The sequence below is a fragment of the Phenylobacterium sp. genome (genome assembly GCF_024508875.1).
Classification (GTDB): Bacteria; Pseudomonadota; Alphaproteobacteria; order Caulobacterales; family Caulobacteraceae; genus Phenylobacterium.
Genome location: NZ_JANINU010000280.1, coordinates 1 through 22,251 on the forward strand (window position 1 = coordinate 1; position 22,251 = coordinate 22,251).

The following is a 22,251-nucleotide window of genomic DNA, read 5'->3' on the forward strand; positions in this document are numbered from 1 at the left end:
AGAGCTTCGCGCTGTATCATCCGGCGGGTTCCGAACTCGATCCTTCGCCGCTGTGGGCGCGGCTGCCGGCGGGCGGCGTCGGCCTGCCGGTCGCCCAGGCGCGCGACGGGGCCCTGGTGTTCCGCCGCCACGCCCCGGGCGAGGCGCTGGTCCCGGACGCCCTGGGCATCCCGGCGCCGCCGCTGGACGCCGAGCCGGTGCTGCCGGACGTGGTCTTCGCGCCGCTGCTGGCCTTCGATCGCAAGGGGGGCCGGCTGGGTCAGGGCGGCGGACACTACGACCGCACCCTGGCGGCGCTGCGGCGGATGAAGCCGGTGTTCGTGATCGGCCTGGCCTACGCCGGCCAGGAATTGCCCGAAATCCCCATGGAGCCGCACGATCAGCCCCTGGACGCCATCCTGACCGAGACGGGCTACCAGGAATTCGGCTAAGGACCGCTGATGAGGTTTGCCTTTTTCGGAGACGTGGTGGGTCGCTCGGGCCGTGATGGTCTGGCCGAACACCTTCCGGCCCTGCGCCGCCGGCTCCAGCTCGAATTCGTCATCATCAACGCCGAGAACGCCGCCGCCGGCTTCGGCATCACCGAGAGCACCGCGCGCGAGCTGTTCGACGCCGGCGCCGACTGCCTGACCCTGGGCAACCATTCCTGGGACCAGAAGGAGGCGCTGACCTATATCGTGCGCGAGCCGCGCCTGATCCGGCCGGCGAACTATTCCGCCTTCTCGGATGCGCCCGGACGCGGCGCCAACCTGTTCGAGACGCAGGAGGGCAAGCGCATCCTGGTGGTGAACGTCCTGGGCCGGGTGCACATGGACGCCCTGGACGATCCCTTCGCCGCCGTGGACAAGGCGCTGGAGTCCGCGCCGCTGGGCCTGGTGGCCGACGCGGCTGTGGTCGACATCCACGCGGAGGCGACGTCCGAGAAGATGGCGATGGGCCACTTCTGCGACGGGCGCGCGAGCCTGGTGGTGGGCACCCACACGCACGTGCCGACCGCCGACGGCCAGATCCTGCCCGGCGGCACCGCCTACCAGACGGACGCCGGCGCCTGCGCCGACTACGACAGCGTGATCGGCAACCAGAAGGAAGAGCCGCTGCGCCGCTTCACCACCCGCATCTCGGGCGGCCGGTTCAAGCCCGCGGAGGGCCCGGCGACGGTGTGCGGCGTGTTCGTGGAGACCGACCCCAAGACGGGCCTGGCGCGGCGGATCGAACCCATCCGGATCGGCGGACGCCTGACCCAGCAAGTCCCCAGCGTGGACGCCGTGGCGGGCTGAGCCCGCGGATCAGGCCGCGGCGTCGGACCGGGCGGCAGGCGTCGCGGCGCGGGCCGTCAGGACCTCGGCGATGGCGGTGATCAGCGCGGCGGGCTGCACCGGCTTGTGCTGCAGGGCATCGAAGCCGAGGGCCTTGAGCCGGTCTTCCTCGCCCGGCATGGCGTCGGCGGTGAGCGCCACCACCGGCGTGTCGGCGCGCCCGACCTGGCCGTCGCGGATGCGGCGCACGGACTCGATGCCGTCCATGTTCGGCATGTGGACGTCCATCAGGATGACGTCGAAGGCCTCGAGCCGCAGGCGCTCCAGGGCCTGGGCGCCGTCGGAGACCGTCTCCACATTGGCCCCGGCCGCTTCCAGGATGGCGCGGGCCACGGCCTGGTTGATCGGATTGTCGTCGGCGACGAGCAAGCGCAGCGAGGGCAGGTCATCGGGCTCGCCCGCCTCGGGGGCCGCCGGCTCGCCCTCGGGGAGGGGCAGCCAGACGCGGAAGATCGAGCCCTCGCCGGGGGCGCTCTCGACGTGGATTTCGCCCCCCATCATCGAGGTCAGCTTGCGGCAGATGGCGAGGCCAAGGCCGGTGCCGCCGAACTTGCGGGCGGTGGACTTCTCGGCCTGCATGTAGGGGCGGAACAGGCCCTGCTGCTGCTCGAAGCTCATGCCGATGCCAGTGTCGGCGACCACGATCTCGACGCCGCCGTCGCCATCGGCGGCCGGGTCGGCGCGCAGGGTCAGGGTGACCGATCCCGTCTCGGTGAACTTCAGGGCGTTGGAGATCAGGTTCAGCACGATCTGGCGCACCCGCATCTCGTCGCCGAGCAGCAGGGGCGGCAGGCCCGGCTCGGCCACGCAGGCGAGCGTCAAACCCTTGGACGCGGCGATCTCGGACCACAGCTCGACGGCCTGGTCGCCGAGGGCCTTCAGGTCGAAGGCGGCGATGTCCAGATCCATCCGCCCGGCCTCGATCTTCGAGATGTCGAGCACGTCGTTGAGGATGGCCATCAGGCCGTCGCCCGAGCGCAGGATGGTGTCGACGTAGCTCTGCTGGCGCGGGTCGAGCTGGGTGCGTTGCAGGGCGCGGGCCATGCCGAGCACGCCGTTCATCGGCGTGCGCAGCTCGTGGCTCATCATGGCCAGGAAGGCGGACTTGGCCTCGTTGGCGGCCTCGGCGGTGTGCTGCGCCTCGGCGAGCGCCTTTGAGGTGCGCATGTTTGCGCGGGCGCTGGCGGCCACGTAGCCCAGCAGCATCATCAGGCCGACCGTGAGGGCCAGCAGCGGCGGGCCGCTGTAGCCGCCGAAGCCGACGGGGAGAACGAACCAAAGCGCCGCCGGGGTGAGGCCGAGGGCGGCCAGGGCCGCGGGCGAGCGGAAGGAGAAGCCCTGGGCATGGATCATCATACCCGCCAGGATCGCCATAGCGGCCAGGCGGAACGGCTCCTGGGCCTCGGCCCAGTAGAGCACTGCCAGCGACGCCCAGACCGAGCTGGTGGCGAACATCGAGCACAGGTAGGCCAGTCGCTGCCGGCGGCTCAGCGGCTGCCCGCGGCCGATCGGACGGGTGAACCAGCGGGTGCAGGACTCGGCGACCGCGAAGGCCGCCAGCCAGCCGCCGCCCCAGACCGGCCCATAAAGGTAGGCGGTGAGCGTCGCGGCGACGCAGCCGGCGAACATGCGGACGGCGAACACCTGGCGCGCGGCCGAGGCCACGGCGTCCAAACGCTCATCCAGCAGGCTCCAGGCCTTGGCCATCAACCGCACGATCCCCAATTGCAGGCCACGACGCCCCCCGGTGTGGCAGCCTGTCGCACCACTCTGCCCGCGAAACATGAACGGACCCTTGTTTCAGCGAAGCTCGTTACGCCAATTCCTCATTTTGGGTGACGCGCCCAAGGCCAAGGTCCAGTTTACGGCCGCGAAGGGAGATCAGATGCTCGCCAAGTTCCTCGTCCGCGCCGTGTTCGCTGCCCTGGGCCTATGGGTCGCCTCGAAGATCGTGCCGGGGGTCCGGATCTCCGACACCGGCACGCTGGTCGTGGCGGCGGTGCTGCTGGGCGTGGTGAACGCCCTGGTCCGACCGGTGGTGGTGATCCTCACCTTGCCGCTGACGATCGTGACGCTGGGCCTGTTCCTGCTGGTGGTGAACGCGGCGATGATCGGGCTGGTGGCCATGCTGCTGGGCGGCTTCAGCGTGAACGGCCTGATACCCGGCGTCCTGGCGGCCATCGTCACCGGCGTCGCGAGCTGGATCGGCGGCATGGCGATCCGCGACGACCGGGTCTAGGTGGGGGCGGCGAAAGGCGGCGCCCAACCGCCTGAACTCGAAGATAGGCGCAAGACCCAAGCGGCGCCTCCTCTCCCCCCGACCCGGCCTTGAGCCGGGGGAAGAGAGGGGAGAGGACGTGGGTGACGCGGCGAAGCCGCTCAGCCCTGGAACGTCGCCAGGAGGGTGCGGAGTTCGGGTTCGGCGACCAGGCTGGCGGCTTCGGCCGGCGAGGACCACAGGCGGTCGCGCTCGGTCATCTCGGGCCAGATGTCGCGCGCCTCGCGCACTTCCAGCGGGAACACCATCACGCGCACGTGCTGCAGGCGGCCCGAGCGCAGGCGCTTGTCGTAGTGGTAGACGCCCACGCTCTTGTGGCCGGGCTTCCCGACGATGCCGGCCTCCTCGTAGGCCTCCTGGGCGGCGGCGTCCTCGGGCAGCTTGTCCTTCATGGGCCAGCCCTTGGGGATCACCCACCGCTTCGTCTCGCGCGAGGTGATCAGCAGGACCTCCACCGCGCCGTCGTCCCGCTTGCGCCAGGGCAGGGCGGCATACTGGGTACGGGGTTCCCGGTCGGGTTCCGGACGCAGCCTGTCGCGCTTCTTGCCCATCGGCGGTGTGAAACTCCCCCGCGAACGGCCGCCTGGCGGGCCTTCGGAGCCGCGGGGTTTACGCGCGCTCGCGGGCCGCGCCAATAACCATTGTCACAAAAGTGTCATGCGACTGTCGTGTCAGGCCGCCTCCGGGCGCCGGCGCCGCACCCGCGCCAGCCGGCGCAGCCGCCGCCAGAACCGCGTCTTCTCGGGCTCGGGATAGGGCTGGAGGTTCTTGACGAAATCCTCGGCGCAGGCGCGCCAGGAGAACTTCTCCGCGAACGCCCGCACCCTCTTCCGGTCGAGGTCGAGGCACTGGAGGCAGGCTTCGCGCAGGCCCTCGGTGGCCGTCAGCGCCAGCACGCCCGCGCCCGAGCCGGGGATCAGGTCGATGGGGCCGGGGGCCGGATAGGCCGCCACCGGCGTGCCGGCCGCCATGGCCTCCAGGATCACCAGGCCGAACGTGTCGGTCAGGGACGGGAAAACGAAGACGTCGGCGCAAGCGTAGTGGTCGGCCAGCTCCTTGCCCGAGCGGGAGCCCTTGAACACCACCTTGGGGTATTTCTCGCGCAGTTCGTCGAGCTGGGGGCCGGGCCCCACCACCACCTTCGTGCCGGGCAGGTCCAGGGCCAGGAAGGCCTCGATGTTCTTCTCGACGGCCACCCGGCCCACGTAGAGGAACACCGGCTTGGGCAGGTCGGCGAAGATGTCGGGCTCGTTCTCGGCGCGCGGCCGGAAGACCTCGGTGTCGACGCCGCGCGACCAGGCCGAGATGTTGCGGAAGCCGTGGTTCGAGAGCTCCTCGCGCATGGTGGGCGTGGCCACCATCAGCCGGCCCGACGGCTTGTGGAACCACTTCATGTAGGCGTAGCCGGCGGCCAGGGGCAAAGGCAGGCGCGCCGAGACGTATTCCGGGAAGCGGGTGTGGTAGCTCGTGGTGAAAGGCAGCTTCCATTCCACGCAGATGCGCCGCGCGGCCAGGCCGATGGGCCCTTCGGTAGCGATGTGGATCGCCTCGGGCTCGAACGCCTTGAACAGCTCCTGCACCGGCTCGTAGACGCCGATGGCCACCTTGATCTCGGCGTAGGTTGGCAGGGGGAAGGTCTTGAACTGGCCGGGGTGAATCACCTCGACCACGTGGCCGATGGCCTGCAGCTCCTGGACCACGCGGGTCAGGGTGCGGACCACGCCGTTCACCTGCGGCTCCCAGGCGTCGGTGGCGATGAGGATCCGCATGGGCCGCTGGGCGTCGCGGGGGGCAGTGATCGCCTCGCGGATGCGCCGGTCGGTGCGCACCGGCTTGGGCCGGTCGGGCTGCTGGCGGAACGCCTCGCTCTGCAGCCAGGCCCAGAAGGCGCCCAGCAGGGCCTCCTTGGTGGGGAAGTGGCGATAGACCGTCCGCTCGCCCACGCCGGCGTCGCGGGCGATCTCGGCGAAGCTCAGGTCTTCCAGCGACTTGGTTTCGAGCTGGTCGCCCACGGCGCGCAGGATCTGCTCGCGGGTTTCCTCACGCTGGCGGTCCCGAAGGTTCGGCAGGGGGGTTTTCATGGCAGTCGAACTGTCATGGGTTCGAGTCGGAAGTCAACGCATGCCGCCGTTACCCGACAAAACGGCAATGTCGGCCGCCCGGCGCCCAATCGGCGAACATTGTGCGGCGCGGGCTCCCTGCGCGGTTGTAGGCTCTGGCATGAGCGGCTCCCATATGGCTAGGGGATTTGCAGGAAGCAGGCCCGCCAGGTCGCCGCGAATTGGGTTCGATGGACGCTCCGACATATCCGGCACGGGCGACCCCGAAGTCGCAGCGCACCCGCGCGCGGATTCTCGACGCCGCCATGCGGCTGTTCGCCGAGATGGGCTATCACGCGGCGACGAACGCCGTGATCGCCGACGCCGCCATGCTGACGCGCGGGGCGATGCTCTATCACTTCGCCACCCGCGAGGAGCTGGTGGAGGCGGCGGTCGCCCATATCGAGCTGCACCGCGCGCGCCTGTTCGAGCAGGCGGCCTCGACGCCGCCGGCGCCGGGGGTTGACGCCTCGGAGCACGCGATCGACGTCTACTGGTCGCTGCTGCACGAGACGCCGTTCATCGCCTTCGCCGAACTGGAGGCCGCAGCGCGGACCGACCCGATGCTGAACGAGCGGCTGGCCGCGGCCCGCAGCGCCTTCGACCACGCCCAGCTCGGCGGCGACCGGATCGGGGCGCTGATGCAGGCCGGCGCCGATCCGCGGTTCCAGACCAGCCGCGACCTGGGCCGCTTCCTGCTGGAAGGCATGGCCAAGGGCTCGATGACCTACGACGAGGCGGCGCGGCGCGAGCGGCTGCTGACGGTCATCAAGCGCGCCGTGCGCATGCTGAACCGCAAGGGCGACCAGCAGGACCTCTGGACCGACTGACTGCGCCCCCCCCCCCCGTAGAGCGGCAGCGGACGGGGGAGGTACGCCTTCTCAACCGCCCAGCACGTCCTTGGGGTCCGCCAGGTTCTCCAGCGGCTTTCCGGCCAGGTAGCGGCTGAGGTTCTCGACGAAGATGGCGTCGTTGCGGGGCGCGTTGCCGGTGCTCATGCCGGCGGCGTGGGGCGTGAGCGTCACCTGCGGGTGATCCCAGAACGGGCTATCCGCGGGCTGGGGCTCGGCTTCGAAGACGTCGAGGACGGCATGGGCGGGGGCGCCCGCGGCCAGGGCCGCCAGCAGGGCCGGCTCGTCCACCAGGGCGCCGCGGCCGACGTTGACCAGCACCGAGCCCGGCTTCATCCGGCCGAACGCCTCGGCGTTCATGATGTGGTGCGTCTCGGGCGTGGCGGGCGCGCAGAGGGCGACCACGTCGGCCTGGGCGATAGCGTCCAGGAAGCGGTCGGGGGTGACCATGGCGTCGGCCGCCGGGTCGGAGCCGCCGCTGCGGCGCACGCCGGTGACGTGGGCGCCGAAGGCCCTGGCGCGGACGGCGACGCCCTGGCCAATGGCGCCGAAGCCCAGGACGACCCAGCGCGAGCCGTCCAGCTCACGGTAGGGCCGGCGCTTCCAGTCGTGCGCAGCCTGGTCGGCGCGGCGGGCGGGCCCGCCCTGGTAGACGTCGAGCACGCCCCACAGGACGTAGTCGGCGATGCCGACCGCCTGGCCGTGGCTGGTGGTGAGCGCGGCGCCCTTCTGGACGAACTGGCCGAAGATGGCGTTGTCGAAGCCCGCCGCGCCGCTCTGCACCCACTTCAGGTCGGGCGACTTCAGGACGGCGGTGGCGAAGGCGCGCATGGCGCCGCCGAAGAACACCTCGGCGTTGACCCAGGCCGCCTCGGGCCGCGCGTCTTCGACGCTCACGGGCGAGCCGTGCAGGGTGATCTCGCCGGCGTCCGAGACGAGAAGCGGCTCGACGGCAGGGCCGTGAGCCGCGATGGCCGCCTGCACGCGGCGGTAGGACGTCTCGTGGATCAGAAGGCGCATCGGTCTCTCCCTGGCCAGGTGGTCATAGCCGGGGAGAGACCGGGTGCGCTACCCGTCAGCGGCCGCCGGACTTGGCCGGCGCGGTGGGCGCCGGAGCCGCGGCCGGGGCCTGCTGGGCCTGATCGCGGCGGCGGCCGCCGCCCATGACCTTCAGCGCGGCCATCAGCTCGCTGTTCTCGATGGCGCCGGACTTGTTCTGGTCCATCTGGGCGAAGTAGGGGGCCAGCTTGTCGCCCAGCTCACCCTTGAACTCGGCCTTCTCGATCTTGCCGTCGACGTTGTCGTCGAACATGCCGAGCAGGCGGGTCTCGTCCATCAGCCGGTCGTTCTCGGTCAGCTTGGCCGAGGTCTCTTCGGTCCAGCGGTAGCGGATGGCCGTGTAGAACATCTCCTCGAAGGACTGGTCACCCCAGACGATGGTCTTGGTGGGGTCCGGGTTCGCCGGGTTCTGCTTGGAGTTGTCGTACCAGTAGTGGGCGATCAGCTTCGAGCCGGCCGGCACCTTCAGCGGCTGGGCGAAGGTGTACTCGCGCTGCCAGTTGAAGTCGTAGCGCGGCATGGCCAGGATCAGGGTCTCCTTGCCGTCCGGCGTGCGCAGCCACAGGTCCGAGGCGTAGCCGCGGTAGTGGGCGTGCGGGAACGCCGAGTAGAGGAGCATCTCCTTCGGCACGTCGAGGTAGGCGGTCTCCTTGTGGCGCGCCTCGCCGGCCGGGATCTTGATGGTGTTGTCGACCACCACCGAGTTGCGCATCACCAGTCCGGGCTTCTCGTTGTCCTTGTAGAAGTACAGGCCGATCTTGGAGGCGTCGGTCACCTCCTTGCCGAACGGGGTGTAGTGGGCCTGGAAGCCGATGGCGCCGCCGGGCGGCAGGTAGGTGCCCACGTTCTTCGGCCACAGGGTGCTTTCCGCGCCGACCGCGTAGCCGCCCATGGAGGCGCCCCAGCGGCTCTCGTTGCCCTTGCCGTCGGCCGGCACCTCCTTGAGGTAGCCCGACAGGAAGTGGTGCACCGCCTGGCGCTGGTTGACCACGTAGGTCGAGGCCTTGACCCACTTGCCCTCGGTCAGCGGGTTCACGACGATCGGGCGCTGGTAGTCGACCACGCCCGAGGCCGGGATCTTGTAGGTCGGCAGTTCGAGCACGAGGTCCGGCTTGCCCAGCGGCCATTCCTGGACGACGCGCTTCTTGGCGGCCGCCGCGAGCGGATCGGCGGTCCCGTCGCGGGGCGCACCCTGCTCGATCCAGTGGACGACGGTCTTGATCTCGGCCGGGGTCAGGCTCTTGTCGTCCGCGAACTTGCCGACGTGCGGGTCGACGTTCCAAGGCGGCATCCGGTCGGTGCGGATCACCTCGCGGATCATCGGCGAGAAGCCCTTGACCATCTCGTAGCTGGACATGGCGAAGGGGCCGATGCCGCCCTCGGTGTGGCAGCCGGCGCACTTGGCCTCGAGGATCGGTGCGACCTGCTTGACGTAGGAGATCGTCGCGACCTTGCGGTTCGGGAAGTCGATCAGGCAGCCGGGGCTCTGCAGGTTGGTGGCCATCACCTGGCGGCCGGCCAGCGCCGCGTCGATGGCGTCGGCGGCGTAGGTGTGGGTGGCCTCGGCCTTCTGCGAGCCGTAGGTCTGACGGTCGTCCAGCGGGCCGCGGTAGACGATCTTCCAGGTCTTGGGATCGACCACGAAGAACTCGCCGGTGCGGGTCACGCCAAGCTGCTCGCCGACGAGCTGGTTGGTGTCCATCAGGATCGGGATGTCGAACCCATAGTCCTTGTTCTCGGCCACGATCGCGTCGCGGCTGTCCTGGACGGCGGAGTTCAGCATCAGGAACTGGACGCCCTGGCCCTCGTACTTCGCCTTCAGCGCCTTCAGCGACGGGGCGAGGTTGCGCACGATCGGGCAGCCGTTGGCCTGGGTGACGATGACGATCACCTTGGCGTCGGTGCGATAGAGCTCGTGACCCATGTAGTCGGTGTCGGCGAGCATGAAGTTGTCGATGGTCGCCGGCGTGTGCAGCTCGGCCGCCTCGGACGCCGCGGTGGGCGTGGCCGCCGAGAGGGCGTTGGGCGCCTGGCCGCCGTCGGCCGCGCAGCCGAACAGCAGGCCGCTGGCGGCGGCCGTGGTCACGAACGCGGAAAGACGCGCCTTGGTCATGGAATCTCCTCCCGTGGGCCGCGGCGGGGCTTGGCGCTCCGTCCGGGTCCGTCCCCAGTATTGCGTTACGTCAAATCATAGCGAAGCAGACCGGCGTTGCATCATTATTTCTAATCAATGTTCAGATGGGTTCCGGCGCAGGCGGAGGGTCGCCCGCCGCAGGGAACGGGTCGCCCGCGGAACCGAGGCGCCAGGGGCGTTTCCGACCCCCTTGCCGCCGGGGCCGAGGGCAAGGCTTGGCAGCGGCGGCCGGCTCAGGGCAAATGATCCTTCAAAACGAGGGGACGCCATGAGCTTCATCACCCGCCGAAAGCCGCTCGAGCTCGCGCAGGCCACGGAAGTCAGCCACCTGCGCAAGACGCTGGGCTGGCCGCACCTGATGGCCATGGGTGTCGGCGCGATCATCGGCACCGGCATCTACACCCTGATCGGGGTGGGCGCGGGCCAGGCTGGTCCCGCCGTCATCCTGTCGTTCGGCATCGCCGGCATGGTCTGCGTCTTCGCGGCGCTCTGCTACGCGGAGATGGCCACCCTGATGCCCCAGGCGGGGTCGGCCTACACCTACTCTTATGCGGGCATGGGCGAGCTGGTCGGCTGGATCATCGGCTGGAGCCTGATCCTGGAGTACACCGTCGTCTGCTCGACCGTGGCGGTCGGCTGGTCTGGCTACGCCCAGGGCTTCCTCGTCGCCCGGGACATGGGCCTGCCGCAGATGCTGGCCGCCGGACCCTGGGGCGAGCCCGCGGGGATCATCAACCTGCCGGCCGTGGTCATCACCCTGGCGGTCACCGGCCTGCTGCTGGTGGGCACCCGCGAGAGCGCGACGGTCAACCTCTTCCTGGTGGTGTTCAAGGTGATCGCCCTGGCGGCCTTCGTCGCCCTGACGCTGCCGGCCTTCGACGCGTCGCACTTCACGCCATTCATGCCCTTCGGCTTCAGCGCGGTCGAAGCGCCGGACGGGACGAAGATCGGGGTGATGGCCGCCGCGGCGGTGATCTTCTTCGCCTTCTACGGCTTCGACGCGATCTCGACCGCGGCGGAAGAGGCGAAGAACCCGGCGCGGGACCTGACGATCGGGATCGTAGGCTCGATGCTGGCCTGCGCGGCCATCTACATGCTCGTCGCGGCGGCGGCCCTCGGCGCCTCGCCGTTCAACGTGTTCTCCAAGAGCGGCGAGCCGCTGGCGTTCATCCTGCGCGAACAGGGCCACGAGATGGTGGCGGTCCTGATCGGCGCCGCCGCGGTGATCGCGCTGCCCACGGTGATCATGGCCTTCATGTTCGGCCAGAGCCGGGTGTTCTTCGCCATGTCGCGCGACGGCCTGCTGCCGACCGGCCTGTCGGCGGTGAACCGGCGCGGCGTGCCCGCCGCGGTCACCGTCCTGACCGGCGTCTGCGCCGCGGCCATGGCCGGCTTCCTGCCGCTGAAGTTCATCGCCGAGGTCGCCAATGCGGGCACCCTGGCGGCCTTCATCGCCACGGCGATCGCGATGATGATCCTGCGGCGCCAGCGGCCGGACCTGCCCCGGTCGTTCAAGACGCCGATCTGGTGGCTCGTCGGGCCCCTGGCCGTTCTGGGCTGCCTCTATCTCTTCTCCAGCCTCGCAGGCATCACCCAGGTCATGTTCTTCGTGTGGAACGGCGTCGGGCTGATCGTCTACCTGCTCTACGGCCGCGCCAAGAGCCGTCTGGCGGGCACGTGAGCGAGCCTGACTCGAGCGCGGCCGGGGCCCGCGTCGCGGTTCGCCTCGGCTCCGACTACATGCTGCGTTCGCTCCAGATGCTGGGCGAACTGGCGGACGGCGAGCTGCTGCCGGCCCTGATCTCCCTGGCCATCGTCCAGGCGAACGTGGCGCACCTGGAGCAGGAGGGCGGCTTTCGCGAGCTGGACGAGCCGCCGCAGGACGAAAACCGCCGACCGATCAGCATCCTGGCGATCGCGAACGGCCTGGGCCTGCCGTACGAGACCACCCGCCGGCACGTGGAGAAGATGATCGCCGCGGGCCAGTGCGCGCGCGTCCGGGGCGGGGTGATCGTCCCCACCGCCGCGCTGACCACGCCGCGCCATCGCGAATTCGTGCTCGCAAACCTGGCAAACCTGCGCCGACTTTATCGCAATCTGCGGCGAGCGGGCGTGAGCCTCGACTAACGGGCCGTCCGGCGGCTTGATCGGACGCGCATCTTTTGGCACGCACGATGCATGTATCGCGCGCGCCAAATCGCGCTCCTGGCCCTGACGCTGGCGCTGCTGGCGATCGTCGCCGTGGAGGGTCCCCGAAAGCCTGTGGCCGCGATGGCCGCCGTCGAGCTCCACGCCGCGGGGCGCTGAGCCGCTTAGCCCGCAGTCTTGAGCTCCGCCACCACGTCGGCGAGCGCGTCCTGCCAGGGGCGCGGCCGGACGCCGTAGACCCGCTCCAGGCGGCCCAGGTCCATGGTGGCGCGCAGGGGGCGCTGAGCCGGGGTCTTGTAATCGGCCGTCTTCTGTCCCCCCACCTCGGGCGCCTGGTCGCCCAGGGCCTGGCGGAAGATCTCGATGGCGAAGTCGCGCCAGGTGACCTCGCCGGCGTTGGCGAAGTGGACCACGCCGAACAGGTCGTCGCCGGCCGACGCCTGGGCCAGGCGAGGGGCGAGGTCCAGAATAAAGCCGGCGAGGTCGGCCGCCGAGGTCGGGCGGCCCGACTGGTCGTCCACGACCTTCAGCGGATTTCCGGCGGCGGCCACGCGCAGCATCGTCTTCACGAAGTTCTTGCCGTGCGGCGAGACCACCCAGGACGTGCGGATGCTGAGCGAGCGCCGGTTCGCGGCGGCGACCGCGGTCTCACCCTCCAGCTTGGTGCGGCCGTAGGTGTTGAGCGGATGGGGGGCCGCGTCCTCGGCGTAGGGCGCGGCGCCGGCGCCGTCGAACACATAGTCGGTCGAGACGTTGACCACCGCCGCGCCGACCGCGCCGGCCGCCGCGGCGATCGCGCCCGGCGAGCCGGCGTTCACGGCCCGGGCCAGGTCCTGCTCGCTCTCGGCCAGGTCGACCGCGGTGTAGGCGGCGGCGATCACCACCACGTCCGGCCGCGCCTCCATGACCTTGCGGGCGCAGGCGGCGGGGTCGGAAAGGTCGGCGTCCGCGCGGGACAGCGCCGTGATCGCGACATCGTGACGGGGCGCCTGGCGCAGCAGCTCGGTGGCGAGCTGGCCGGTGGTTCCGAACTGCAGGATCTGGACGGTCATGCTTCTCCTTACCCCGAATTGGCGGCCCCTCAAGCGACACTATGACTGCCGCCAACGCTTGAACCGCACCCTGCGCCGCTCGTAGAAGCAGTATGTGACGATGCGTTGAGGGGGTGGGGCGTGGCCGGCGGAGCGACAGCGGCGCGGGGACCGGGCGGTCCGCCGGGCCGGAAGATGCCGGACCTGACCAGCGGCCCCATCGGGAAGACGCTGATCCTGTTCGCCCTGCCCGTGCTGGCGACCAACATCCTGCAGTCGCTGAACGGCTCGGCCAACGCCATCTGGGTCAGCCACGTCCTGGGCGAGGCGGCGCTGACCGCCACCTCGAACGCCAACCAGATCATGTTCCTGATGCTGGGCGCCAGCTTCGGCCTGACCATGGCCTCGAACATCATGATCGGCCAGGCCATCGGCGGACGGAACGAGGCAATGGCCAAGAAGGTGATCGGCACCTCGACCGCCTTCTTCATCGTCGTGTCGCTGACCGTGGGGGCGGTGGGCGCCTGGCTCACCCCGCACATCCTCACCTGGATGGGCACACCGGCCGAGGCCAAGCGGGACGCCATCGCCTACCTGCGGGTGATCTTCTCGGCGATGCCGTTCATGTACTTCTTCACCTACGTGATGATGGCCCAGCGCGGCACGGGCGACAGCCGCACGCCGTTCCACTTCTCGCTGGTGATGGTGGGCCTGGACGTCGTCCTGAACCCGCTGCTGATCACCGGCTTCGGTCCGTTCCCCAAGATGGGGATCGCCGGCTCGGCGACCTCCACCCTGATCGCCCAGACGGTCACGCTCCTGGCGATGATCGTGCACCTCTACCGCAAGAACTCGATGCTTGTGCTGCGGCCGCACGAGCTGCGCCTGCTGATCCCGGACTTCGGCATCATCCGCTCGCTGGTGACCAAGGGCCTGCCTATGGGCTTCCAGATGATCGTCACCAGCCTGGCGGCCGTGACGATGATGAGCCTGGTCAACAAGCACGGGGTCCACACCTCGGCCGCCTACGGCGCGGCGGCGCAGCTCTGGACCTATGTGCAGATGCCCGCCATGGCGCTGGGCGCGGCGGTCTCGTCCATGTCGGCGCAGAACGTCGGCGCGGGGAAGATGGACCGAGTGGAGCGGACCGCGCGCTCGGGGGTGCTCTACGCCTTCCTGTTCACCGCCGTCCCCGTGGTTCTGATCTACCTGGCCGACCCGTGGGTGCTGCGCGCGTTCCTACCGGCGACCAGCCCGTCGCTGCCCATCGCCGTGCACATCAATTCGATCGTGCTGTGGGGCTTCATCGCCTTCGGCATGGCCTTCATCTTCTCGGGCGTGGTGCGCGCGACCGGCGCGGTCTGGCCGCCATTGCTGGCGATGATCATCTCGCTGTGGGGCATCCGCGTGCCGATGGCGAACCTGCTGGAGCCGCACCTGGGCGCCGAGGCCATCTGGATCAGCTTCCCGGTCGGCAGCTTCGCGACCCTGGTGCTGGCCTGGGGCTATTACATGTGGGGCGGCTGGCGGACGTCGCGGATGCTGCCGACCACGCCCCCCGTCACCGACGAGCCCGACACCGGCTTCGGTCAGCCCATGATCGAGGAGGCCGAGGTCATGGCCGAAGCGGCCGAGCGGGCCGGCGAGCGGGAGAAGGCGGCGACGTAGTCCCTCAGTTCCCCCCGGTGGGGAGGGGACCGCGAGGCGGTGGAGGGGGTCATCCACGGCGGTTGAGGACCCCCTCAGTCAGCTTCGCTGACAGCTCCCCAGATGGGGGGCAACAGCGAGCGCCCTAGCCGTTCGTCTCCATCAGCGCCGAGTAGACCAGCGTCCGCAGTTCGCGGCGGATGGGGTAGGTCGACGAGGGCAGGAGCTGGGTCATGAAGACGGCGGTGATGTCCTCCAGCGGGTCCACCCAGAAGGCCGTCGACGCCGCGCCGCCCCAGTAGAACTCACCCAGGCTGCAGGGGATCAGGGTCTGCGGCGGATCGAAGACCACCGCGAAGCCCAGGCCGAAGCCGACGCCGGCGTTGGTGCTTTCCGAGAACAGCGAGCGCGACATCTCGGTCAGGTCGGCGCCGCCCGGTAGGTGGTTGGTCGCCATCAGGTCGACGGTCTTGGGCGCCAGGATGCGCGCGCCGTCGAGCTCGCCGCGGTTCAGCAGCATGTTGGCGAAGCGCATGTAGTCGGCCGCCGTGCTGACCAGCCCGCCGCCCCCCGATAGCAGCTTCGGCGGGGCGAGGTAGGGGCTCGTCTGCGGGTCGTCCTGCAGCTTCATCTTGCCGCCGGGCGCCGCGTCGTAGCAGGCGGCGAAGCGGCCCTGCTGGTCGTCCCGGACGTGGAAGCCCGTCTCGGTCATCTTCAGCGGCTCGAAGATGCGCTCCTGGAACACCTGGTCGAGCGGCTTGCCGGCGACCTTCTGCACCAAGTAGCCGCAGACATCGGTGGCCACCGAGTAGTTCCAGGCCTCGCCCGGCGAGAACTCCAGCGGCAGCTTCGCCATCATCTGGATCATGGCTTCCAGGTCGTGCTCGCCATGCATCGCCTCGAGCTTGAGCTTGCGGTAGGCGGCGTCGACGTTGGTGCGGTTCTGGAAGCCGTAGGTCAGGCCGGACGTGTGGCGCAGCAGGTCCACGACCTGCATCGGCCGTTCGGGCGGCGTGGTGAGGTAGGGGCCGACGCCGGCCGCGAATACGCCCAGGTCCTTCCACTCCGGGATGTGGCGAGCCACGGGATCGTCGAGGGCGATCAGGCCTTCCTCGACCAGGCTCATCAGCGCCACCGAGGTCACCGGCTTGGTCATGGAATAGATGCGGTAGACGCTGTCCTCGGCGAGCGGCACCGAGCGCTCGGGGTCCTGCATGCCGATCACCGCCTGGTGGACCACCTGGCCGCCACGGGCGAGCAGGAACTGGGCGTGCGGCAGGCGCCCCGCGCCCACGTACTTGTCCTGCAGGAAGCGGTCGATCCGCTGCAGACGCTCCGGGCTGAATCCCAGCGACCTGGCCTTGCTCATGCTGTTCCCTTCCTTTGGCGCGCGGCATTTGCCCTTGCCTTCCGCGCGGTCGCAAGCGCGACGATGGCGGGTCTTCGAAAAGGAGCCGGCCATGGCGAATGTGAGCTTCGAGCGCGACGGGCGGATCGGGATCGTCACCATTGAGCGACCGGAGCGGCGCAACGCCGTGGACGGGCCGACGGCGCGGGAGCTGTACGACGCCTTCAAGGCCTTCGACGCCGACGAGGGGCTGGACGTGGCGGTGCTGGCCGGGCGCGGCGGCTTCTTCTGCGCCGGCGCCGACCTGAAGGCGATCAGCGAACGCGCCGGCAACCGGGTGGAGGAGACGGGCGACTTCGGGCCGATGGGCTGCACGCGCCTGGCGCTGGGCAAGCCGGTGATCGCGGCCATCGAGGGGCCGGCGGTGGCGGGCGGGCTGGAAGTGGCCTGCTGGGCCGACCTGCGGGTGGCGGCCGAGGGTTCCACGTTCGGCGTCTTTTGCCGTCGGTTCGGCGTGCCGCTGATCGACCTGGGCACCGTGCGCCTGCCGCGGCTGATCGGTCATTCGCGGGCCATGGACCTGATCCTGACCGGCCGGCCGGTGGACGCGCAGGAGGCGCTGGACATGGGCCTGGCCAACCGCGTGGTCCCGCAGGGCCAGGCCCTGACCGCCGCCCTGGACCTCGCCCGCCAGATCAGCGCCTTCCCGCAGCTCTGCATGAGGAACGACCGGCTCTCGGCCCTCAAGCAATGGTCGCTCGGCTGGGACGAGGCGCAGGCGTTCGAGGTGAAGGTGGGCATGGAGACCCTAAGTACGGGCTCGGCGGTTCAAGGGGCGAGCCGTTTCGCGGCGGGGGAAGGACGCGGCGGGGCGTTCTAGAAAACGAACCGCCCCTGCGAAGCGGGGGAGGGGGACCCACCCGCCTGCTTTGCAGGCGGGCGCGGCAAGAAGGCCCCGGGTCGCGAGCGGCCCGGTGGGGGTGGAGGGGGCGCTGACGCGGCAAGGCGGCCAGGTTCTGGCGCACGGCCCCAACGCCCCCTCCACCACTTTGTGGTCCCCCTCCCCCGTACGCTACCACTACGGGGGAGGTTCGTTTGAACCAGCGTTTGATCTTCGCCCGGCGCGGGTCTAGCGTACCGCAATTACGAAAAAATGCGCTGGATAACAGGCGCTGGGAGAGACGCGCATGGCGTGGGATTTCGAGACCGATCCCGAGTTCCAGAAGAAGCTGGACTGGATCGAGGACTTCATGCGCGAGGAGGTCGAGCCGCTCTCGCACCTCGGCATGGCGGTCTATTCGTCGATGGGCCGCGAGAAGTTCATCAAGCCGCTGCAGGAGAAGGTGAAGGCCGAGGGCCTGTGGGCCTGCCACCTGGGCCCCGAGCTGGGCGGCCAGGGGTTCGGTCAGCTCAAGCTGGCGCTGATGAACGAGAAGCTGGGCCGCAACAGCCTGGCCCCCAGCGTGTTCGGGTGCCAGGCGCCCGACAGCGGCAACGCCGAGATCATCGCCCACTACGGCACCGACAAGCAGAAGGAACAGTACCTCTGGCCGCTGCTGAACGGCGAGATCCGCTCGGCCTTCTCCATGAGCGAGCCCACCGGCGGCTCGGACCCGCTCACCTTCACCACCCGCGCGGTGCTGGACGGGAACGAGTGGGTGATCAACGGCGAGAAGTGGTTCTCGACCAACGCCCGCTACGCCAAGGTGCTGGTGCTGTACGCGATCACCGACCCCGACGCGAAGGACCCGTACCGGCGCACATCGATCTTCCTGGTGCCCACCGACACGCCCGGGGTCGAGATCGTCCGCAACGTGGCCGTGGGCGCTGGCGGCGACATCGGCGGCGGCAACGAGGCCTATGTCCGCTACACCGACGTGCGCCTGCCGTACGACGCCCTGCTGGGCGACCGGGGGGCGGCCTTCGTGATCGCCCAGGTTCGCCTGGGCGGCGGGCGGGTCCACCACGCCATGCGCACGGTCGGCGCCTGCCGCCACGCCCTGGACCTGATGTGCCAGCGCGCCGTGTCGCGGACCACGCGGGACGGTCGGCTGGCCGACCTGCAGATGGTGCAGGACCAGATCGCCGAGAGCTGGATCGCCGTCGAGAGCTTCCGCCTGCTGGTGCTGCGCACCGCCTGGCTGATCGACAAGCACAAGGACTACCAGAAGGTCCGCAAGGACATCGCCGCCATCAAGGTGGCCATGCCCAAGGTCTACCACGACGTGGCGGCCAAGGCGGCGCACCTGCACGGGGCGCTGGGCGTGTCGAACGAGATGCCGTTCATGCGGATGGTGACCTCGGCCCTGGTCATGGGCATCGCCGATGGCCCGACCGAGGTGCACAAGGTGACGCTCGCGAAGCAGATCCTGAAGGACTACCAGCCCGACAACGACCTCTTCCCCAGCTACCACATCCCCAAGCTCCAGGAGGACGCCAGGAAGCGGTTCGGCAAGGAGCTGAAGGAAATTCGCGACGCCTACGCCGCGCGCCGGGAGACCGAGGGCGCTTGATTTCCGTAAGGGGAGCGCAGAGTTGTCGGACCGGACGGGCGAAGACCCGTCGGGGATGTGAAGCGTTGAGGAAGCTGCCGTGACCGAGAAGCCCTGGCCCGTGATGTCCATCGCCGAGGCCCACGCGAAGCTGACCGGGCCGGGCTCGCCGTTCGAGATCGAGGAGAAGGTGATCCGGGGCGTGCCCACGAAGACGTGGAAGAACGCCCCGCCGACCCTGCGCGACGTGTTCCTGAACGGCCAGCGGTTCAAGGACCGCGAGTTCCTGGTCTACGAGAACGACCGCGCCACCTACGACAGCTTCGGCCGCGCCACGATCACCCTCGCGCACCGCCTGATGGCCGACGGCGTGAGGAAGGGCGACCGGGTCGCCGTGATCATGCGCAACCTGCCCGAATGGCCCGTGGCCTTCTGGGCGGGGCAGCTCGTGGGGGCGATCGTCACGCCGCTGAACGCCTGGTGGACAGGCCCGGAGCTGGAATACGGCCTGGCCGACTCCGGGACGAAGGTTGCGTTCGTGGACGACGAGCGCCTGGACCGGATCGAGGAGTTCCTCGGGAAGCTGCCGGACCTGGAGAAGGTCTACGTCACGCGCCACGCCGCCCAGACCCTGCCGCCCCGCACCGAGCGGCTGGAGGACGTGATCGGGCCGGTGAATTCCTGGGGCGGCCTGCCGGAGCTGGCTCTGCCGGACGTGCCGCTGGAGCCCGAGGACGACGCCACCATCCTCTACACCTCGGGCACGACCGGCCGGCCCAAGGGCGCGCTGGGCACCCACCGCAACATGACCTCGAACGTGGCCGCCGGCGGCATCTCGGCGGCGCGGAACTTCCTGCGGGCGGGCGAGCCGCTGCCCGAGCTGGACGCCACCAAGGTCCCGCAGCGCGTGGGCCTGCTGGTGGTGCCGATGTTCCACGCCACGGGCCTGTCCTCGACCATGGGACCGACGATGAACTCGGGCGGCAAGCTGGTGCTGATGCGCCGCTGGGACGCCGAGCCGGCAATGAAGCTCATCCAGGACGAGAAGGTCAGCTCCACGGGCGGCGTCCCCACCATCGCCTGGCAGCTCATCGAGCATCCGGCGCGGTCGAAGTACGACCTGTCGTCGCTGCTGTCCGTGGCCTATGGCGGCGCGCCGTCGGCGCCCGAGCTGGTCCGCAAGATCGCCGAGGTGTTCCCCGGCAGCCAGCCCGGCAACGGCTGGGGCATGACCGAGACCACGGCCACCTTCACCAGCCACCTGGGCCGCGACTACCTGAACCGCCCCGACAGCGCCGGGCCGGCCGCGCCGGTGGGCGAGATGCACGTCCGCGATCCGGCCGACGGCAAGACGATCCTGCCCACCGGGTCCGTGGGCGAGCTGTGGGTGAAGGGCCCGCAGGTGGTGAAGCTGTACTGGAACAAGCCCGAGGCCACGGCAGAGACCTTCCAGGACGGCTGGCTGCGCACCGGCGACCTGGCGCGGATCGACGAGGAGGGCTTCCTCTTCATCATCGACCGGGCCAAGGACATGCTGATCCGCGGCGGCGAGAACATCTACTGCGTCGAGGTCGAGAACGTCCTTTACGACCACCCGGACGTGATGGACGCGGCCATCGTCGGCATCCCACACAAGACGCTGGGCGAGGAGCCCGGCGCGGTGGTGCATCTGCGCCCCGGCGGCACGGCCGACGAGGCCGAGCTGCGCCAGTTCGTCCGCGAGCGGCTCGCCGCGTTCAAGGTCCCGGTGAAGGTCGCCTTCTGGCCCGAGACCCTGCCGCGCAACGCCAACGGCAAGATCATGAAGAGCGAGCTCAAGAAGGTGTTCGCGGAAGAGACCGCGGCGGCCTGACGGCGCCGGCTGCCCTCACGGGAACTGGCGTTCCGGGGGCGGGCGGCCTAGAGGTCTAGCCATGACCAAACGTCCCCTCATCGTCGGCATCGGCGGGACCATCCGCGAGGGCTCGTCCAGCGAGCGCGCGCTGATCTGCGCCCTGAAGCGCGCCGAGGAGCTGGGGGCCGAGACACGCCTGCTGGGCGGCGCCTTCCTGGGCGGCCTGCCGATCTTCGACCCGCGCCCGGCCGAGACCAGCGGCGCGCAGCAGGAACTGGCCGACGCCGTTCGCGCCGCCGACGGGGTGATCGTGGCGAGCCCCGGCTACCACGGCTCGATCTCGGGGGTGATCAAGAACGCCCTCGACACGCTGGAGCTGACCCGGTCCGACGCCCAGCCCTACCTGTCGCACAAGCCGGTGGGCACGATCATCACCGCCGACGGCTGGCAGGCGGCGGGCACCACCTTGATGGCGCTGCGGGCGATCATACATGCCCTCAGGGGCTGGCCGACGCCGTTCGGCGCGGCCCTCAACGCCGGCGCAGGCCTCTTCGACGAGGCCGGAGCCTGCAAGGACCCGAAGGACGCCTGGCAGCTTTCCACCGTCGCCGAACAGGTGGTGGAGTTCGCCCAGATGAAGGCCGCGACCCGATGAAACGCCCCCACCTCGTCCACCCCGCGGCCGGCTCGACCGCCGACGCCGACAACGTCTCGAGCGCGATCAGCCCCATCGAGGACATCATCGAGGACGCCCGCAACGGGCGACCCTACATCCTGGTCGACGCCGAGGACCGCGAGAACGAGGGCGACGTCATCATCCCGGCCCAGTTCGCCACGCCGGACCAGATCAACTTCATGGCCAAGCACGCGCGCGGCCTGATCTGCCTGTCGATCACGTCCGAACGCGCCCGCCAGCTTCGCCTGCCGCCGATGGCCACCGACAACCAGTCGGGCCACGGCACGGCCTTCACCGTGTCCATCGAGGCGCGCGAGGGCGTCACCACCGGCATCTCGGCGCACGACCGCGCCCACACCATCGCCGTGGCGGTCGACCCGACCAAGGGCATGGACGACATCGTCTCGCCCGGCCACGTCTTCCCCCTGGTCGCCAAGGACGGCGGGGTCCTGGTCCGCGCCGGCCATACCGAGGCGGCGGTCGACATCAGCCGGATGGCGGGCCTCAACCCCGCCGGCGTGATCTGCGAGATCATGAAGGACGACGGCTCGATGGCCCGGCTTCCGGACCTGGTCGCGTTCGCCCAACTTCATGGCCTGAAGATCGGCACCATCGCCGACCTCATCGCTTATCGCCGCCGCACCGAGCGGCAGGTGGAGCGGGTGCTGGAGACGCCGTTCGACAGCGCCTTCGGCGGCCGCTTCCGCATGGTGATCTACCGCAACTCAATCGACCAGACCGAGCACGTGGTCCTGACCAAGGGCCGGATCGAGCCCGACAAGCCGACCCTGGTGCGCATGCACCGGGTGGACCTGGCCACCGACATGCTGGGCGCGGTCGAGACGCGGCGCGAATACGTGCCCAAGGCGCTGGAGGCCCTGGCCGCCTACGACGGCGCGGGCGTGGCGGTGTTCATCCGCGATTCCAATCCGCACTGGCTCAGCGAACGGTATGGCCAGCCCCAGGCGGACCACTCCGACAACGTGCTGCGCGACTACGGCATCGGCGCGCAGATCCTGCTGGACCTCGGCGTACGCGACATGACCCTGCTGACCTCGTCGCAGACGGTGCTGCCGGGGTCGGCCGGGTACGGCCTGCGCATCGTGGGCCGCCAGCCGCTGGGCTGATCGGGCGCGACCTACACACGTTAGGGAGCGGAACGGGGTCCCGCGCGCGGCATTCGAGGCGGCATGTCGTCTCTGCGCATCGGCTGTTCGGGCTGGGCCTACAAGGACTGGAGCGGGCCGTTCTATCCGCCCGAGGTGAAGGAGCGGGCGCGGCTCGAATACTACGCCACCCGGTTCGACACGGCCGAGATCAACGCCAGCTTCTACCGCC

21 protein-coding genes and 1 pseudogene are annotated in these 22,251 nt (G+C 69.9%); 14 read left to right on the top strand and 8 right to left on the bottom strand.

Annotated features, from left to right (window positions below; all coding sequences use genetic code 11):
• Together Q0L11_RS18870 and Q0L11_RS18875 are read left to right on the top strand one after the other, a co-directional pair.
• On the top strand, positions 1-431 hold a 431-nt coding region (locus Q0L11_RS18870), incomplete at its 5' end, for a 5-formyltetrahydrofolate cyclo-ligase (protein ID WP_296599289.1).
• Positions 432-440: 9 nt separating this feature from the next.
• A complete protein-coding gene (locus Q0L11_RS18875; RefSeq protein WP_296599290.1) occupies positions 441-1,277 on the top strand; it encodes a TIGR00282 family metallophosphoesterase in 837 nt (278 codons plus the stop codon).
• Between the two features lie 9 nt (positions 1,278-1,286).
• Here Q0L11_RS18875 and Q0L11_RS18880 read toward each other — a convergent pair whose 3' ends face one another.
• The gene (locus tag Q0L11_RS18880; protein WP_296599292.1) at positions 1,287-3,023 is read right to left on the bottom strand and encodes an ATP-binding protein; all 1,737 of its coding nucleotides are present in this window, start codon (positions 3,021-3,023) and stop codon (positions 1,287-1,289) included.
• Between the two features lie 178 nt (positions 3,024-3,201).
• Here Q0L11_RS18880 and Q0L11_RS18885 point away from each other — a divergent pair, with 178 nt between their 5' ends.
• Positions 3,202-3,555: a phage holin family protein gene (locus Q0L11_RS18885; RefSeq protein ID WP_296599293.1), complete on the top strand. Its 354-nt coding sequence runs from the start codon at positions 3,202-3,204 to the stop codon at positions 3,553-3,555.
• Positions 3,556-3,695: 140 nt separating this feature from the next.
• Here the strand turns inward: Q0L11_RS18885 and Q0L11_RS18890 are convergent, their stop codons facing one another.
• The 3 genes and pseudogenes from Q0L11_RS18890 to Q0L11_RS18900 form a co-directional block, all read right to left on the bottom strand.
• Positions 3,696-4,145, bottom strand: coding sequence for an NUDIX hydrolase (locus tag Q0L11_RS18890; protein WP_296599295.1), 450 nt, complete (start codon positions 4,143-4,145; stop codon positions 3,696-3,698).
• A 120-nt stretch (positions 4,146-4,265) separates the two neighbouring features.
• Entirely contained in the window at positions 4,266-5,363 is a 1,098-nt protein-coding gene (locus Q0L11_RS18895) for a glycosyltransferase family 1 protein (protein WP_296599313.1), read from the bottom strand.
• A 129-nt stretch (positions 5,364-5,492) separates the two neighbouring features.
• Positions 5,493-5,675 (bottom strand): annotated as a pseudogene (locus Q0L11_RS18900) (TetR/AcrR family transcriptional regulator); the annotation flags it as partial.
• 209 nt (positions 5,676-5,884) lie between these two features.
• Here Q0L11_RS18900 and Q0L11_RS18905 point away from each other — a divergent pair.
• The gene (locus Q0L11_RS18905) at positions 5,885-6,523 is read left to right on the top strand and encodes a TetR/AcrR family transcriptional regulator (RefSeq protein WP_296599297.1); all 639 of its coding nucleotides are present in this window, start codon (positions 5,885-5,887) and stop codon (positions 6,521-6,523) included.
• 51 nt (positions 6,524-6,574) lie between these two features.
• Here the strand turns inward: Q0L11_RS18905 and Q0L11_RS18910 are convergent, their stop codons facing one another.
• The gene (locus Q0L11_RS18910) at positions 6,575-7,564 is read right to left on the bottom strand and encodes a D-2-hydroxyacid dehydrogenase (RefSeq protein ID WP_296599298.1); all 990 of its coding nucleotides are present in this window, start codon (positions 7,562-7,564) and stop codon (positions 6,575-6,577) included.
• 55 nt (positions 7,565-7,619) lie between these two features.
• Entirely contained in the window at positions 7,620-9,716 is a 2,097-nt protein-coding gene (locus Q0L11_RS18915; protein ID WP_296599299.1) for a redoxin family protein, read from the bottom strand.
• A 289-nt stretch (positions 9,717-10,005) separates the two neighbouring features.
• Between Q0L11_RS18915 and Q0L11_RS18920 the strand changes: the two genes are divergently transcribed.
• From Q0L11_RS18920 to Q0L11_RS18930, 3 genes are read left to right on the top strand one after another with little or no spacing between them, the layout of a single operon-like run.
• A complete protein-coding gene (locus Q0L11_RS18920; RefSeq protein ID WP_296599300.1) occupies positions 10,006-11,418 on the top strand; it encodes an amino acid permease in 1,413 nt (470 codons plus the stop codon).
• Complete coding sequence (locus Q0L11_RS18925) at positions 11,415-11,864, top strand: hypothetical protein (RefSeq protein WP_296599302.1); 450 nt, start codon at positions 11,415-11,417, stop codon at positions 11,862-11,864. Before Q0L11_RS18920 ends, Q0L11_RS18925 begins: the two co-directional genes overlap by 4 nt.
• Before the next feature lie 51 nt (positions 11,865-11,915).
• The gene (locus tag Q0L11_RS18930; RefSeq protein WP_296599303.1) at positions 11,916-12,044 is read left to right on the top strand and encodes a hypothetical protein; all 129 of its coding nucleotides are present in this window, start codon (positions 11,916-11,918) and stop codon (positions 12,042-12,044) included.
• Positions 12,045-12,049: 5 nt separating this feature from the next.
• Here the strand turns inward: Q0L11_RS18930 and rfbD are convergent, their stop codons facing one another.
• On the bottom strand, positions 12,050-12,937 hold the full coding sequence (rfbD, locus tag Q0L11_RS18935) for a dTDP-4-dehydrorhamnose reductase (RefSeq protein WP_296599304.1): 888 nt from the start codon (positions 12,935-12,937) through the stop codon (positions 12,050-12,052).
• A gap of 174 nt (positions 12,938-13,111) precedes the next feature.
• Between rfbD and Q0L11_RS18940 the strand changes: the two genes are divergently transcribed.
• A complete protein-coding gene (locus tag Q0L11_RS18940; protein ID WP_296599305.1) occupies positions 13,112-14,584 on the top strand; it encodes an MATE family efflux transporter in 1,473 nt (490 codons plus the stop codon).
• 124 nt (positions 14,585-14,708) lie between these two features.
• Here the strand turns inward: Q0L11_RS18940 and Q0L11_RS18945 are convergent, their stop codons facing one another.
• Complete coding sequence (locus Q0L11_RS18945) at positions 14,709-15,932, bottom strand: serine hydrolase (protein ID WP_296599306.1); 1,224 nt, start codon at positions 15,930-15,932, stop codon at positions 14,709-14,711.
• Positions 15,933-16,023: 91 nt separating this feature from the next.
• Between Q0L11_RS18945 and Q0L11_RS18950 the strand changes: the two genes are divergently transcribed.
• From Q0L11_RS18950 to Q0L11_RS18975, 6 genes are all read left to right on the top strand, one after another.
• Positions 16,024-16,791: a crotonase/enoyl-CoA hydratase family protein gene (locus Q0L11_RS18950; protein ID WP_296599307.1), complete on the top strand. Its 768-nt coding sequence runs from the start codon at positions 16,024-16,026 to the stop codon at positions 16,789-16,791.
• A 307-nt stretch (positions 16,792-17,098) separates the two neighbouring features.
• Positions 17,099-18,424, top strand: a complete 1,326-nt coding sequence (locus Q0L11_RS18955) for an acyl-CoA dehydrogenase family protein (RefSeq protein ID WP_296599308.1) — start codon at positions 17,099-17,101, stop codon at positions 18,422-18,424.
• Between the two features lie 103 nt (positions 18,425-18,527).
• Positions 18,528-20,255, top strand: a complete 1,728-nt coding sequence (locus tag Q0L11_RS18960; RefSeq protein WP_296599314.1) for a class I adenylate-forming enzyme family protein — start codon at positions 18,528-18,530, stop codon at positions 20,253-20,255.
• Positions 20,256-20,316: 61 nt separating this feature from the next.
• Positions 20,317-20,892, top strand: coding sequence for an NADPH-dependent FMN reductase (locus tag Q0L11_RS18965; RefSeq protein ID WP_296599310.1), 576 nt, complete (start codon positions 20,317-20,319; stop codon positions 20,890-20,892).
• Positions 20,889-22,040, top strand: coding sequence for a 3,4-dihydroxy-2-butanone-4-phosphate synthase (gene ribB / locus Q0L11_RS18970; protein ID WP_296599311.1), 1,152 nt, complete (start codon positions 20,889-20,891; stop codon positions 22,038-22,040). Before Q0L11_RS18965 ends, ribB begins: the two co-directional genes overlap by 4 nt.
• A gap of 63 nt (positions 22,041-22,103) precedes the next feature.
• The coding region (locus tag Q0L11_RS18975; RefSeq protein ID WP_296599315.1) for a DUF72 domain-containing protein at positions 22,104-22,251 on the top strand (148 nt) is incomplete at its 3' end.

Coding starts and splice junctions, on each gene's coding strand:
- Q0L11_RS18875 (WP_296599290.1), top strand. CDS start 441: ATGAGGTTTGCCTTTTTCGGAGACGTGGTGGGTCGCTCGGGCCGTGAT.
- Q0L11_RS18955 (WP_296599308.1), top strand. CDS start 17,099: ATGGCGTGGGATTTCGAGACCGATCCCGAGTTCCAGAAGAAGCTGGAC.
- Q0L11_RS18890 (WP_296599295.1), bottom strand. CDS start 4,145: ATGGGCAAGAAGCGCGACAGGCTGCGTCCGGAACCCGACCGGGAACCC.
- Q0L11_RS18930 (WP_296599303.1), top strand. CDS start 11,916: ATGTATCGCGCGCGCCAAATCGCGCTCCTGGCCCTGACGCTGGCGCTG.
- Q0L11_RS18965 (WP_296599310.1), top strand. CDS start 20,317: ATGACCAAACGTCCCCTCATCGTCGGCATCGGCGGGACCATCCGCGAG.
- Q0L11_RS18910 (WP_296599298.1), bottom strand. CDS start 7,564: ATGCGCCTTCTGATCCACGAGACGTCCTACCGCCGCGTGCAGGCGGCC.
- Q0L11_RS18905 (WP_296599297.1), top strand. CDS start 5,885: ATGGACGCTCCGACATATCCGGCACGGGCGACCCCGAAGTCGCAGCGC.
- rfbD (WP_296599304.1), bottom strand. CDS start 12,937: ATGACCGTCCAGATCCTGCAGTTCGGAACCACCGGCCAGCTCGCCACC.
- Q0L11_RS18895 (WP_296599313.1), bottom strand. CDS start 5,363: ATGCGGATCCTCATCGCCACCGACGCCTGGGAGCCGCAGGTGAACGGC.
- ribB (WP_296599311.1), top strand. CDS start 20,889: ATGAAACGCCCCCACCTCGTCCACCCCGCGGCCGGCTCGACCGCCGAC.
- Q0L11_RS18915 (WP_296599299.1), bottom strand. CDS start 9,716: ATGACCAAGGCGCGTCTTTCCGCGTTCGTGACCACGGCCGCCGCCAGC.
- Q0L11_RS18945 (WP_296599306.1), bottom strand. CDS start 15,932: ATGAGCAAGGCCAGGTCGCTGGGATTCAGCCCGGAGCGTCTGCAGCGG.
- Q0L11_RS18950 (WP_296599307.1), top strand. CDS start 16,024: ATGGCGAATGTGAGCTTCGAGCGCGACGGGCGGATCGGGATCGTCACC.
- Q0L11_RS18880 (WP_296599292.1), bottom strand. CDS start 3,023: ATGGCCAAGGCCTGGAGCCTGCTGGATGAGCGTTTGGACGCCGTGGCC.
- Q0L11_RS18960 (WP_296599314.1), top strand. CDS start 18,528: ATGTCCATCGCCGAGGCCCACGCGAAGCTGACCGGGCCGGGCTCGCCG.
- Q0L11_RS18940 (WP_296599305.1), top strand. CDS start 13,112: ATGCCGGACCTGACCAGCGGCCCCATCGGGAAGACGCTGATCCTGTTC.
- Q0L11_RS18920 (WP_296599300.1), top strand. CDS start 10,006: ATGAGCTTCATCACCCGCCGAAAGCCGCTCGAGCTCGCGCAGGCCACG.
- Q0L11_RS18885 (WP_296599293.1), top strand. CDS start 3,202: ATGCTCGCCAAGTTCCTCGTCCGCGCCGTGTTCGCTGCCCTGGGCCTA.